Below are 14,109 nucleotides of genomic sequence, written 5' to 3' on the forward strand. Positions count from 1 at the left end.
TCTCTCTTTTGAAGGTCGCGTTGAACGATTCCGCGGCGGCGTTGTCCGCGCTGCTGCCGATCGCGCTCATGCTCTGGCGGACACCGGCGAGGCGGCAGGCTTCGGCGAAGGCCCGACTTGTGTACTGGGCTCCGTGATCGGTGTGCATCACGGCTCCGGCGAGGCTGCCGCGGGTCCGGATCGCGGCGGCGAGGGCGTCGGTGACGAGTTCGGTGCGCATGTGGTCGGCGATCACCCAGCCGGCCAGACGCCGTGAACACAGATCGATGACGGTCGCGAGGTAGCAGAACTTCCCGCCGCCGACGCTCAGGTAGGTGATGTCGCCGACGTACTTCGTGTTCACCGCCTCGGCGGTGAAGTCGCGGCCGATCAGGTCCGGCGCCTTCGCCGTGGCCGGGTCGGCGATGGTGGTGTGGTGCCGGCGTCTGAGGCGGACCCCTTCGAGGCCGATGGTCCGCATGATTCTCGCGACGCGCTTGTGGTTGACCGCCTGGCCGTCCTCGTCGCGGAGTTCGGCGGTGATCCTCGGGGCGCCGTAGGTGCCGTCGGAGTCCTCGTGGACTTTGCGTATTCGGGCCGCGAGCCGGTCGTCGGCGGCCTGCCGCGCCGCGCGGGCCGGGTCGGTGCGGCGCCAGTAGTAGAAGCTCGAGCGGGCGATGCCCAGGATGTCGCAGAGCCGCTTCACGCCGAACCGGCGCTGGTGATCGTCAACGAACTGGTAGCGGTTCACCAGCGCGTCTCCCCCGCGAAATACCTGGCCGCCTTGCGGAGGATGTCGCGTTCCTCCTCCAGTTCCCGGATCCTCTTCCGCGCGGCGGCAAGTTCCGCATGAACCGCGTCACCGGCAGTCTGCGGCGCAGCCGCGGGTGCGGAGTGGGCATGGCGTCCGTCGGCGGCTCGGATCCAGTTGCGCAGCGTCTCGGTGTTCACTCCGAGGTCGGCGGCGACCGACTTGATCGTCGCGCCTGGACGGGACCGGTACAGCTCGACCGTGTCCACCTTGAACTCGGCGGGGTAGTGCTTCATCCCCACGGGGACTCCGTTCTCCTAGACCATCAAGATCCAAGTGTCTCCGGTGTCCAAACTCCTGGGTCAGGGCCCACGTGCCGCCTGTGCGCATCCGGCACATGAGGTGTCGACTGATGCTTTTCGGACAAACACCCACTCATGGGGTTTGGTGGAACATCGCACCCCACGGGGCGCACCGTCTGCAGGTGGAGGCCTTCCCGCGTCTCGGTGCAGCATCTTTCGTTCGCCCTCCACCAACCCGTCACATGCGAAGGATTTGGTATTCAAAAGGTAAATGACAGGAAAAACGACTCAAAATGTTCATTGTGTTTGACTCCTGATCGGGCCGCGATCAGGGTCTGCTCCATGTCCCCCATACCTCGGGTCGCCGCTGGCGGCCTGCTCCGCATGCGCGAGTTCCGCTTCCTGCTCGCGGGGGCAGCTGCCGGCCAGGCTGGCGCCCAGGTCACCCTGGTCGCGCTGCCGCTCGTGGCCGTCCTAGAACTCGACGCGCCCGCCTTCCAGGTCGGGCTGCTCACCGCGACCGAAACAGCCGCGTTCCTCCTCGTCGGTCTGCCGGCAGGGGCGTGGATCGACCGCATGCGCAAGCTGCCGCTGCTGATCCGTACCGACGTCGTCCGTGCCCTGGCCATGGCCAGCGTTCCCCTGGCGGGGGCCGCCGGCGTGCTGACCATGGCCCAGCTGCACGCCGTCGCGCTGGTCACCGGTGTGGCAACCGTCTTCTTCGACGTGGCCCACCAGAGCTACCTGCCGCAACTGCTCCACCGTGACCGGCTGGTCGCGGGCAACGGGGCGCTGGAAGCGGTGCGTTCGACGTCCCAGGTGGCCGGTCCCGGGCTCGGCGGTGGGCTGGTGCAGCTCTTCGGGGCCCACCTGGCGATCCTGGCGAACGTGCTCGGCTACGCCGTCTCCGCGCTGTTCCTCCTGGGCATCCGCCGTCCCGAGAACACGCCGCAGCCGACGCCCGGTGCGTCGCTGCGCGCGAACATCGCGGAAGGCCTGCGTTTCGTCCTCGGCCAACCGCTGCTGCGGGTCATCGCCGGCACAACCTCCTTGGGCAACTTCTTCACCGCGGTGCTGATGGCCACGCAGACCGTCTTCCTGGTACGGGTCGCTGATCTCGAGCCGGCCGCGCTCGGGCTGATGCTGTCGGTGTCGGCCGTGGGCGGTCTCGCGGGCGCGCTGTGCGCGGGCAGGTTGGCAGGCCTGTTCGGCCAGGCTCGCATCATCTGGCTGTCCGCGCTGGTCACCGGGCCGTTCGCACTGCTGTGGCCGCTGTCGGAGAGGGGGACCGCCGCGCTGTTCGCGCTCGCCTCGGGCGTGGTCTTCTTCGGCTCGGTCGTCTACAACGTCGCCCAGGTGAGCTTCCGTCAGGCGCTGTGCCCGCCACGGCTGCTCGGCCGCATGAACGCCACGCTGCGCTTCCTGATGTGGGGCACCCTGCCGCTCGGCGCCCTGACCGGCGGCGCCGTCGCGGGGGCGTACGGAGCACGCGCCGCCCTGTGGCTGTGCGCGGCGGGGTTCCTCCTCGTCCCCCTGCCCCTGCTGCTCTCGCCGCTGCGCCGGATGCGCGACCTGCCCGCGCCACAGCACGAGGACCGCGGCGAGACCATGCCCGCCGGCTGACGCAGCCGCACATCCGCCCTTCCCAATCACGAGAGAAGACCCCGTGTCTCCCAGCATCACGAGCCAGTACCTGGCTCGATACCGACGCCTCGGCACAGGCAACCAGCCGACGGGCCTGCTGCCGCTCACCGGTGCCCAGCGCCGTTTCGTCCTGGTGCGCTCCCTCGACCCCGCGGGCCGCCCGGACGTCGTCCCGATGTTCTTCGCCTTCCCTCGCGGCACCGTGGACCCCATGCGGCTGCGCCGGGCCGCATGCCACCTCGCGGCCCTCCACCCCGCGCTGCGCGCCCGCCCCGGCGTCGTCCGCGGCACCCCCGTCCTGTGCCCGGCCGAGCCGGACGTGCCGCTGGAGCTCCTCGGATGCGCCCCAGGCGAGGACGTGCACACGGCGCTGCGCCGGGCACTGGGCAACTGGGCCACCGAAGGACCGCCCCTACGGCTGTACTTGGCACAGGGCGGCCCGTCCGCCGGGGAGGAGGTGCTCGCGGTGGTACTCGACCACGCCGTCTGCGACGGCCAGTCACTCGCCCGCATCATCGAGGAGCTGGGCGCCGCCTACCACGACGCCCGCGGCCCCGCCGGCGTACCGCCCTCCGCCGCGGCCGCGGAACTGGCCGCCTACCGCGAGACGGTGCTGCTCCAGCTCGACGCCGAACACCGGGCGGCGGCGCCCGATGCACTGGGCTACTGGGGCAAACGCCTGCGCGCAGTGGGCGAATTGGCCCCGCTCCCCCGGCCTGGGACCGTCGCCGTGGACGCCCTGCCCACCGGCGCGGCTGAAGCGTTCCTGCCCTCCACCGAGTGCGGCGCCCCGTTCCCCGCACTGCTCGACGCCTGCCGTGCCGCGGCCGGGTCCCTGTTCGGGGCCGGGTCCGTCTCCCCCGTCGGCTACCCGTGGGGTGGGCGCCCGGCAGGCGCCCCGCCCGTGCTCGGCTGCTTCCTCAACACCGTGGTCTTCCCGGCCGCCACCGGCACGGGCCCGTACATGCCCGAGGCGACGGCCGAGGCCTGGTGGGACGACCTGGACCGCGCCGACACCCCGTTCGACGAAGTGGTGCATGCCGCGCGGTCGGCCGGGGCGCCGTGGTCCGGCCGCCTCGACGGGATGCTGACGGTGAACGACGTCCGGTGCCGTGCCCTGCTGCACCTGGGCGGGGTCGAGGGGCGCGAGGTGCATGTCGACGGACGCCGGATACCCGCCCCTTTCGCGTTCTCGGTCACCCAGGGGCCCGAGATCCGCCTCCGCATGGCGTGGGACCGTGCGGTCCTCGACGACCGCACCGCCGAGGAGGCGTTCGCCGCCTTCTACGGAGCGCTGAGCTCCCCTGTCCCGGCCTGACCCGGCCACCCCACTGGCCCGGCGGCGCGACCGGCTGCCGGGCCGGCACCACCACCGGGCGGTGCGCCACCGTATCGCGCCCCGCGCCCGGATTTCCGACCCGACTACCCCAGGGATCGCCGATGCTCCCCCTCTCCTCCTCGCAGGAGATCGTCTGGCTGCACGAACATGTGCAACCGGGCAGTCGCGCCTACAACTTCACCGCCGCACTCGACCTGTGGGGAACCCTCGACACCGAGGCCCTGCGCCACGGACTGCGCATCGCGCTCGACCGCCACCCCGGCCTGCGGCTCGAACTCGTGCCTGTCGAGGGGGCGTTGCCCGCGCAGCGGGTCGCCGACGGCTGCGAGCCGCGGCTGCGTACCGTGGACCTGTCCGGGGAAGGGGACCCGGAGGCCGCGTTCGAGGCACTGCTGTGCGCCGAGGCCGAGACCCCGCTCGACACGTTCCAGGCGCCGCTGCTGCGCTGGGCCCTGGTCCGGCTGTCCGAGCAGCAGCACCGGCTCGTGCATGTGGAACACCACCTGATCCACGACGGACACTCGTTCGCGATCCTGCTGGGCGACGTCTTCGGCGCCTACCGCGCGCGCGTCCGCGGCGAGGAGTTCGCTCCGGCCCCCGCCTCCTCTTACGCCGACCACGTGCGCGCCCAGGCCGACGGCCTGCGGTCCGAGGGGCGGCGGGCGAGCCTGCGGTATTGGGCCGAGGAGCTGCGCGACGCCGCCTACGACATGCCGCTGCCCGGCCTGACCCGGCCCGGCGCACAGCGCCGGCACCGGGGTGCGCAGCTGCGCCAGTCGATCGGCGCGGACCTTGCCGAACGGCTGCGGGCCCACGCCCGCCAGCGCGGGCTGACGCCGTTCGCCGCGCTGCTCGGCCTCTTCGCCGAGCTGCTCCGACGCCACGGCGGCCGCTCGGAGTTGATGGTCGGCACCGCGGTCGGCAACCGGCCGCGCGGCTTCGAGGACGCCGTCGGCATGTTCGTCAACACCGTTCCGCTGCGCTTGCGGCTGGATCCCGAGGCACCGGCCGAGGACGCGATGGACGAGGTGACCGACACCCTCATCCGCGCCCTACCGCACCAGGAAATACCAGTGCAGGAGCTGACCCACGCGCTGGGCCTGCACACGTCGGGGGCGGACAACCCGCTGTTCAGCGTGATGTTCAGCGCGCACGACGCCGTACTGCCCGACATCGAGGTTCCGGGCCTGGAGATCTCCCTGTTCGAGGGGTTCAACACCGGAACCACTCGCTTCGACCTCGACGTGGTGCTCATCCCGGACGACCGGCGCGGGGTCGGCCCCCGGTTCGGGGTCCCGGGCATGCTGCTGGTCTGGGACTACGACGCCGACCTGTTCGGGGCGGACGTCGCCGAGTTGCTCGCCGCGCGGTTCCTGGACCTGCTGCGGGCTTATCTTCACGGCCCGACCACCGCCCTCGCCGACCTGGCCCCGCCGCCCGCGCCGGCCCGGCTCGTCGCACCTGGGCAGTCCGCGGTCGCGGACCGCGATCCGCTCGACGCGATCGCCTCCCACGACCCGTCCCGGACCGCACTGCTGGTCGGCGAACACCGCATCAGCTATGGCGAGTTGAGCGATCGGGTCTCCTGTCTCGCCGAACGGATGCTGGCGGCCGGGGTGCAAGCGGGCCGGCCGGTCGCGGCAGTGCTGCCCCGGGGCGTGGACACGGTGGTAACGCTGTTGGCCTGTCTGCGGACCGGCGCGGTGTACTGCCCGCTGTCCCCGTCGGATCCGCCCGCGCGGCTGGAGCTGCTGCTCGACCGGCTGTCCCCGGCGCTGGTGCTCACCTCCGCCGCAGCAGCCGCGTCCGTTCCCGCGCACCTGCCTGCGGCCACGGTCGACGCCCCCGCGCTGCCGCCCGCCCGGCCGGGCGCCGCGGTCCCGGGTGCGTACGTCATCCACACCTCCGGTTCGACCGGCATACCCAAGCCGGTCGCGGTCGGCTGGGCGGCCTTGGAGAACCATCTGACCGGCACGGCCGAGCGGTTCGGGCTGACGGCCGAGGACCGGGTGCTGCTCTTCGCCCAGCCGTCCTTCGACGTGGCGCTGGAAGAAGTGCTGCCGTCGCTGCACGCGGGTGCCTGTCTGGTCGTGCCGGAGTGGGAGGTGCCCACGGGCGCCGAGCTGGCCGAGCTGCTGGCCTCTGCGCAAGTCTCGGTCGCCAACCTGCCCACCAGCTACTTCCTGGCCACCCGGCAGGATCTGCAGACGGCGCTGCGCGAGCGGAGCTGGACGCCGCGGCTGCTGGTGCTCGGCGGCGAGCGCATTCCGGCGGATGCCCTGCGCGGCTTCCTCGCCGACACCGATGCCACGGTACTCAACGCTTACGGCGTCACGGAGGCGGCCGTCACCACCACGGTGCACGAGATCACCCTAGACGCCCTGGTGGACGCCATGGAGATCCCGCTGGGCGCCGAGCTGCCCGGCGAGCGCGTCCACGTGCTGGACTCGCACCTGCGGCCGTTGCCGGACGGTGCCGTGGGCGAACTGACCATTGCGGGAGCCGGGTTGGCCGAGGGCTACGCAGGCAATGCCGAGGCCACCGCCGCCCGGTTCGTGCACCTCGAGGCACTTGGCGACGAACGGGTATATCTCACGGGCGACTTGGGCTATCGCGGTCGGGACGGGCTGCTGCGTTTCCTGGGCCGCCGCGACAACCAGGTCAAGCTGCGCGGCCACCGCATCGAGCTGGAGGAGGTGGAGGCCGCGGCGTCCGCGGTGCTCGGCGGCCGGTCCTGCGCCGTCGTCCTGGACCGTGACACCCCGGGCGAGCCCCGGCTGGTCGGCTTCCTCGACTGCGGCACGGACGGCGAACGGGGCTGGAACGAGCAGGCGTTGCACGCCGAGCTGAGCAGCCGGCTGCCCGGCGCCCTGGTGCCGAGCCGTTGGGTGCAGCTGGCGGAGATGCCCACCCTGGCCGGCGGCAAACCCGACCGGGCGGCGCTCGGTCGCATGGCCGCGGGTCTGGAACGAACGCTGCCGACGACCGAGGAGAGCGCGCCTGCGGCGGATCCGGCGCTGTCCGCCGACCCCGCGGTGGCCCTGCTCGCCGAGGGCTGGCGCGAGGTACTGGGGCACGGCCGCTTCGACGAGGCCTCGCACTTCTTCCACGTCGGCGGGCATTCGCTGCTCGCCGCCCAGCTGGCGGCCTGGCTGGAGCCGCGCCTGGGCGGCCGGCCGCCGCTGCGCACCCTCTTCCGCCATCCCGTGCTGGCCGACCAGGCCCGTGCCCTCACCGCCACGACCGCCTCGAAGGAGTCCTGATGACCGACCTGACGACCGATTGGCAGGGCCTCGTCCCGAGCGTGGCCCACGGCACCCCCCTCCCCGCCGCCTCCGTCACATCCGGTGTGCTGTCCCGCTTCGAGGAGTGGGTGCGCCGCTCGCCCGAGGCCCCCGCGGTCATCGACGGGCCCCACTGCTGGAGCTACCGGCAGCTCTCGGAGGCAGCGGACGAGGCCGCGCAGGTGCTGGGCACACGGGTCCGGCCCGGTGACCTGGTCGGCGTGTGCCTGGACCGGTCGGCCGCGCTGGTGGTGAGCGCCGTCGCCCTCGCTCGGATCGGCGCGGTCTACCTGCCGCTGGGCCCCCGCCCGGGAGAGCGCCGCCTCGAGGCCGTGACCGAGGACATCGATGTCGTCTGCCTGATCGGCGCCCCTGACGTTCTGCCGAACCGTCACCGCGCCGCCGGGCAGCTTGTCCTGCCGCTCCCGCGCGAGGGCGTGAACGCGCCCGCCACCGCCGTGGCGGCCTTCGCTCCGCCCGCACCGGGGGCTCGCCTCGCGCCGCAGGGGACGCTATACGCTGTGCTGACTTCGGGTTCCACCGGCAGGCCCAAGGCGGTCGCCGTCGCGGAGCCCGCCCTGGCCGCCCTGCTGGACTGGTTCCTCCATGCGACCGCGCTGGCCCCAGGTGACCGGCAGTCCCTGCTGATCGGTGTCGCGTTCGACCCGCACGTGCTGGAGCTGTGGGCAGGGCTGACCTCCGGCGCGGCCCTGGTGCCCGCCCCGGACTCCGTGCGCTGGGACCCCGCCCTGCTCACTACCTGGTGGCACGAGGCCGGCGTCACGGTGGCCGTCACGGCCACACCGATGGTCGAACCGCTCCTCGACCGCCCCTGGCCGACAGACCTGAGGCTGCGTCACCTGTTCGTCGGCGGCGACCGGATGCGCCGCCGCCCGGGCCCCGACGTCACCACGACCGTGCACAACGCCTACGGTCCGGCCGAGGCCACCGTCATCAGCACGACGCACACCATGCGAGCTTGTGACGACGACGTGAGCGGCGATGCGGCCCCTGCGATCGGGCGGCCGGTTCCGGGGGCCACCGTCGCCGTCATCGACGAGACCGGCCGCGTCCTGCCCCGCGGTGAACAGGGCGAACTGCACATCGGCGGAACCGGGTTGGCCCTCGGCTACCTGGACCCGGAGCTGACCGCACGCCGGTTCACCGCCCCGTCCTTCGATCCCTCCCTGGCCGGCACGGACCGCCTGTACCGGACCGGTGACCGGGTGCGGATGCTCGCCGACGGCCGGCTGGAGTTCCTCAGCCGCCTCGACGACCAGGTGAAGATCAGCGGCATGCGCATCGAACCAGCCGAGGTGGAAGCCGCGTTCGAGCAGGATTCCGCCGTGCGCAGCGCGGTGGTCACCGCTCCCCGGTCCGCGGACGGGCGTGCACGGCTGGTGGCCCACGTCCTGTCGGCCGCCGGCGCCGCGCCCGCCGTGGACCGACTCCTCGCAGCGGTCCGGACCTGGCTGCCCGAACAGGCTGTTCCCTCGGCCGTACGGTTCGTGGACGCCTTCCCGCTGGACGCCAACGGCAAGGTGGACCGGGCCGTGCTGCTCAAGCAGGAGGAGGCTCCAGCGGAGGCGGCCGTCGTGGCCGCGGACAAGGGCGCGCCCGCGAGCGAGCGGCTGATCCTGCGCACGGTCCGCGATCTGCTGGGCCGTTCCGAGACCACGCTCGGGGACAACCTCGCCGATGCCGGCGGCACGTCCCTCGTCGTGGCCCGGCTGCTGGCGGCCGTCGAGCAGGAGACCGGTGTGCGGCTGCGCGCGCCGGAGGTGCTGCGCCAGCCGGACCTGCGCGCCGTGGCGGCGGTACTCGACAAGCACCTCGGAGGCCTCAAATGACCTCCCCCTCCCCACAGTTCGCCGATGACGAGGACCCACCTGTGACCGATCTGCCCGCCCTCGTGGCACACCATGCCGCGAGGACCCCTCACGCCCTGGCCGTGGCCGACGGCGACCAAGCACTCACCTACGCGCAACTCGACAGGATGGCACGGGCATTGGCCGTCCATCTGACCGACCGTGGTGTACGGTCCGGCGACTGTGTCGCGCTGCTGATGCCGCGCTCGGCCCGGACCGTCGTCGCGCAGCTCGCGCTGTGGCGGGCGGGTGCGGCGTGCGTACCGCTCGACCCGGCGCATCCGCGCGCCCGGACCGAGGCCGTGCTCCAGGGATCGGGCGCCGTACTGACCGTGGGCGACGGCAACCTGCTCGACGCCGCGGACGGGCTCGGCCCGTGCCTGGCACTGCCCGACGAGCCGCTGCCCGAGGTGCCCAGCACGCCTGCTGCCGGTCCGGGTCCGGACGCCACGGCGTTCGTCCTGTTCACCTCGGGGTCCACCGGACGCCCCAAGGGCGTGACTCTCCCGCACGGCGCCGTCGCGGAGTTGGTCACCGACCCAGCCTATGTCACGATCACACCGCGGGACCGGACGCTGCTGCACTCCCCCGCCACGTTCGACGCCTCTACGTTCGAGGTGTGGGGGGCACTCGCGAACGGTGCCGCTGTGATGGTGTGCACCGTCCCACAGCCCTCGCTGGAGGACCTGGCCCGCCAGGTGGAGCAGCACGGCGTCACCGTCGCCTTCTTCACCACAGCCCTCTTCCACCGGCTCGCCGCGCGCCGTTCCCGCATCTTCTCGCTGCTGCGCACCGTGGTGGTGGGCGGCGAGGCACTGGCGGCCCACCATGCGCGCGCGGTGCTGCGGGAGTTCCCCTGGCTGGAGCTGATCAACGGCTACGGGCCGACGGAGGCGACGACCTTCGCCACCGCCCACCGGGTCACCGACGCGGACTGCGACGGTCCAGTGCCGATCGGCCGGCCCGTGGCCGGGGCGACGGCCCACGTCCTGGACGCGGACGGCCGGCCCGTCGCGGACGGTGAGCGCGGCGAGTTGTGGATCGGCGGCAGCCGGCTGGCCACCGGCTACACGGGGCAACCGGCCCTGACTACGGAGCGGTTCGTCGACCACCCCTGTCTCGGGCGTCTCTACGGCACCGGCGACATGATGTCGACGCGCGCGGACGGGGTGCTGGAGTTCCACGGGCGCACGGACGACCAGGTCAAGGTGCGCGGCTTCCGGATCGAGCCCGGCGAGATCGAACACGCGCTGCGCGGCCTGCCGGAGATCGAGGAGGCGACCGTGACGGTGCGCCGCCCGTCCCCCGACGACGCCCGCCTGGCCGCCTTCGTCGTGGCCGCGCACGGCCCCGTGCCCCGGGCCGAGGTCCTCCGCGAGCGGCTCGTCGGGCTCCTGCCCGCGCACCTCGTGCCGGATGAACTGACCGTTGTCGAGCAACTGCCGCTCACCACCTCGGGCAAGGTGGACCGTCGCGCGCTCGCCGAGCGCCCGACGACAGGCACCACCGCCGCACCGGCGGTGATGACCCCGCTCCAGCAGACCGTCGCCGACATCTGGAGCCGCGCACTGGGCTGCGATGTTACAGGGCCCGAGTCCGACTTCCTGGTTCTCGGCGGCCACTCCCTCCTCGCGCTCGCCGTCACGGACGAACTGCGCGAGGACCTCGGCGTCGAGCTGTCCCTCGCCGACTTCTTCACCGCCCCCACAGTGGCCGCACACGCCGCGCTGGCCGAACGCGCGCTGCTGGCCGCCCACAGCGACCTGGGCCCTGCGCCGGAGGACAACGATGCACACTGACACCACGGCGGCCCTGCAGGAGGAACTGCTGCACCGCGCCCGCGCCGCCGCCCGCACGCACCACGGCTCGGCACCCTCGGCGTCCCGCGGCGAGGGTCCCGCTCCGCTGTCCCGGGCCCAGGGCCGGCTGTGGCTGACCGACCAGCTCGAGCCGGGAGGCGGCGCGCAGTACAACGTGCCGTTCGCCACCCGCCTGCGCGGGCCGCTCGACGTGGACGCCCTGGGGACGGCACTGACGGAGCTTGTGCGCCGCCACGAGATCCTGCGCACCCGCTACGGCCGGCGCGACAGCGAGCCGTACCAGGAGCCGCTTCCCGCACCGGCCTCGGTCGCGGTCCGGCTGGTCGACGCCGACGGCGACGGCCGGGAGCTGCTGGCCGAGGAGGCCGGGCGCCCGTTCGACCTGTCCGCAGGCACCGTCCCGCGTGCTCTGGTGCTGCGGCACGGACCGCAGGACCACACGGTGCTGCTGACGTTCCACCACATTTCCATCGACGGGCCCTCCTTGGACACCGTCGCGGAGGAACTGGAAGCTCTTTACGCCGCCGCCAGGGACGGCATCCCCTACCGGGAGCCGCAGCCGCCGCAGTACGCGGACTTCGCCCGCCGGGAGTACGCGCAAACCAGCGGCCTCGGCGAGGGCCTCGACCACTGGACCCGCCGGCTGGCCGGAGCCGCACCGCTCCGGCTGCCCTGCTCCGCCGGCACGGACGCCCAGCGAGCCGCCACTCACACCGTTCCCCTGGACGAACCCGTTCTGCCCGCCCTGCGCGACCTCGGCACGCAGCACCGCGCCACCATGTTCACCGTGACACTCGCCGCCGCGTTCGCAGCCCTGCACCGGTTCACCGGCGAGACCGACCTGGTGATCGGCTGCGCCGGCACCCACCGAGAAGGCCGAGCCATGCGCGGCCTGGTGGGCCTGTGCGTCAACACTCTGCCGGTGCGGGTGGACCTGTCCGGCGATCCCGCGTTCGCGGTGCTGGTCGAGCGCGTACGGGAGGCGCTGCTGGACGCCCAACAACACCGCGACGTCCCGTTCGACCTGATCCTAGAGCGGCTCGGCGCACAGGCCCGGGACGCCGAGGGGACGGCACTGGTGCGGGTCACGTCGGACGTGCTCCCCGAGCCGACGACCCTGCGGCTGCCGGGACTGCGGGCACAGGCGGTCGAAGTCGTCCTGGAGGGCGCCAAGTTCGACCTGTCCTTCGGGCTGCTGGACACCGACCGCCCACAAGCGCTCGTCCGCCACCGCCGGTCCGCCCTGGACCAGGCGACCGGTGAGGAACTGGTCCGGTCCTTCGCCGCGTTGCTGGGTGCGGTCGCGACCGACCCGGGGATCCGGCTGTCCCGGCTGCCCGGCCGGGCCGTGGAGCGGGACAGCGGCGTCCACCCCGCCGAGGCCCTGCTGCGCACCCACCCCGAGGTCGCCGAGGCCGTCGTACCCCACCCCGCCACGCAGCCGCTGCTGGCCTACGCCGTGCTGCGGCGCACCGACGGCCCGTCGCCCGCCCGGCTGCGCGCCCGGCTGCGTGCCGAGCTGGCGCCGGAGTCGGTCCCCGCCGCCGTCGTCCTGCTGGACGCTATGCCGCGCACGCCCCAGGGCACCGTGGACGCGGCCCGGCTGCCGGGAGCCCCGGCGGCACCTGAACTGGACGGGCCCCGCACGGCCGCGGTGACGGACGCGTTCACCGCAGTCCTGGGCCGAGTTCCGGGCCCGGACGACGACTTCTTCGCCCTGGGCGGCCAGTCCCTAACCGCCGTACAGCTGGCGGAGCAGCTGCGCACCGGGCTCGGGCTGCCGCTCAACGGCCTGGACGTCATGCAGTCCCGTACCCCGCGTGCCGTGGTGACCCTGCTAGAGACCCGTGCGACGGAGCAGGCGACCGCCCGGCTCTCTGCGCGCCCGCGCCGCGCCCGGGCCGGTACCGTCCTGGTGACCGGCGGCACGGGCGGCGTCGGCTCCTTCGTCCTGCGCGAACTGGCGGCCCGGGGGCGGCCGGTCCTGGCGCTCGCCCGTCCGGAGTCGGCGCACCTGGTGGCCGGTGACGGCGTGGACGTCGTCGAGGGCGACCTGAGCGACCTGGCCGGTCTGCGCGCCGCCGTGACGAGCGCGGACGCGGTGATCCATGCGGCCTGCACCTTCACGCGTCCGGACGTGGACGTGGCGGCGATGGAGGTGATGACCGAGGCGTGGTGCCGCGGGCCGTTCGTCTTCGTCAGCAGCGTGGACGCCTACGGGCACCCCGCGGACGCGCAGGTGGCCGAGGGGGCGGCATCCGGGGAGCCACTGAGCCCGTACGCAAGGGCCAAACTCGACTGCGAGCAGCTGCTGTTGGAGGCTGCCGACAGCGGCGACCGAGGCGGTGCGAGCGCTGTGCGATCCCCCCTCGTCTGGGGCCCGCACGCCCGGCTGCGCGACCAACTGCGCTGGGGGGCGACAGGGATCCTCTACCAGGCCGCCGCGAACGGCCGACCGATCGTCCTGCCGGGTCCCGGCACCCACGGTCACGACTGGTACGGCGCGCCCTGGGTGCACGCCGCCGCCCTGGCGCGGGCCGTGACCGCCTGCCTCGACGATCCCGTGCACGGCGTGGCCAACGCGCTGAGCGGGCACGTCGCCTGGCCGGAGCTGGCCGCCGAGTTGGTGGCGCTGCTCGACGGCAAGAACAGGATCCTCTTCGAGGAGGAGGTGCACCCGGACCTCGACCACCACTGGCACTACCGCGCGGACCGGTTGGCGGACGCCCTGCGTCCGCGGCCGGGCGAGGACCTGCACACAGTGCTCGCCCAGATGACGGGGCCCGCGAAGGCCTGATACGGCCATGCGGTGGGGAGGGTTCCCGAACCGTCCCCACCGCAGGCCGGCCGCACGCACCTAATGGGATGTATCGGGTCGTTACAGACTTGATGCTGTAGCCGCCAGCAGGTGAGCACTATCCGCGCCAGAGCTGTTTGAGCTCTGTGGTCAGACCGTGCCCCTGCTGGTTGGCTGGGAGGCCGTGACTCCCAATGACGATGTCAAGCCGCCTCGGTCACGGGTCAAGGCCACGAAGTTAAGGGCGCGGGGGATACTTCAACTCGCCTGGCAGTTGGGGATCTTGGGGATGCGAGAACGGGACCTCTGGTAGAAGCGGGAGACC

Annotated in this window: 6 protein-coding genes and 1 pseudogene; 6 read left to right on the forward strand and 1 reads right to left on the reverse strand. The window is 73.0% G+C overall.

What is annotated here, in order from left to right:
* A pseudogene (locus ACLJT4_RS40460) lies at positions 1 to 1,032 on the reverse strand (IS3 family transposase); the annotation flags it as partial.
* Positions 1,033 to 1,374: 342 nt separating this feature from the next.
* Here ACLJT4_RS40460 and ACLJT4_RS40465 point away from each other — a divergent pair.
* From ACLJT4_RS40465 to ACLJT4_RS40490, 6 genes are all read left to right on the forward strand, one after another.
* On the forward strand, positions 1,375 to 2,655 hold the full coding sequence (locus ACLJT4_RS40465; RefSeq protein WP_411130056.1) for an MFS transporter: 1,281 nt from the start codon (positions 1,375 to 1,377) through the stop codon (positions 2,653 to 2,655).
* 43 nt (positions 2,656 to 2,698) lie between these two features.
* Entirely contained in the window at positions 2,699 to 3,994 is a 1,296-nt protein-coding gene (locus ACLJT4_RS40470; protein ID WP_411130057.1) for a non-ribosomal peptide synthetase, read from the forward strand.
* Positions 3,995 to 4,116: 122 nt separating this feature from the next.
* A complete protein-coding gene (locus ACLJT4_RS40475; protein ID WP_411130058.1) occupies positions 4,117 to 7,278 on the forward strand; it encodes a non-ribosomal peptide synthetase in 3,162 nt (1,053 codons plus the stop codon).
* Entirely contained in the window at positions 7,278 to 9,149 is a 1,872-nt protein-coding gene (locus ACLJT4_RS40480) for a non-ribosomal peptide synthetase (protein ID WP_411130059.1), read from the forward strand. Before ACLJT4_RS40475 ends, ACLJT4_RS40480 begins: the two co-directional genes overlap by 1 nt.
* A 41-nt stretch (positions 9,150 to 9,190) precedes the next feature.
* Entirely contained in the window at positions 9,191 to 10,966 is a 1,776-nt protein-coding gene (locus ACLJT4_RS40485; protein WP_411130060.1) for a non-ribosomal peptide synthetase, read from the forward strand.
* Positions 10,956 to 13,784, forward strand: a complete 2,829-nt coding sequence (locus ACLJT4_RS40490; protein ID WP_411130061.1) for a condensation domain-containing protein — start codon at positions 10,956 to 10,958, stop codon at positions 13,782 to 13,784. The genes ACLJT4_RS40485 and ACLJT4_RS40490 overlap by 11 nt, the downstream gene beginning before the upstream one ends.
* Positions 13,785 to 14,109: the final 325 nt, after the last annotated feature.

It is taken from the genome of Streptomyces sp. x-19, from assembly GCF_046549115.1.
In the GTDB taxonomy this organism is placed as follows: Bacteria; Actinomycetota; Actinomycetes; order Streptomycetales; family Streptomycetaceae; genus Streptomyces; species Streptomyces albulus_C.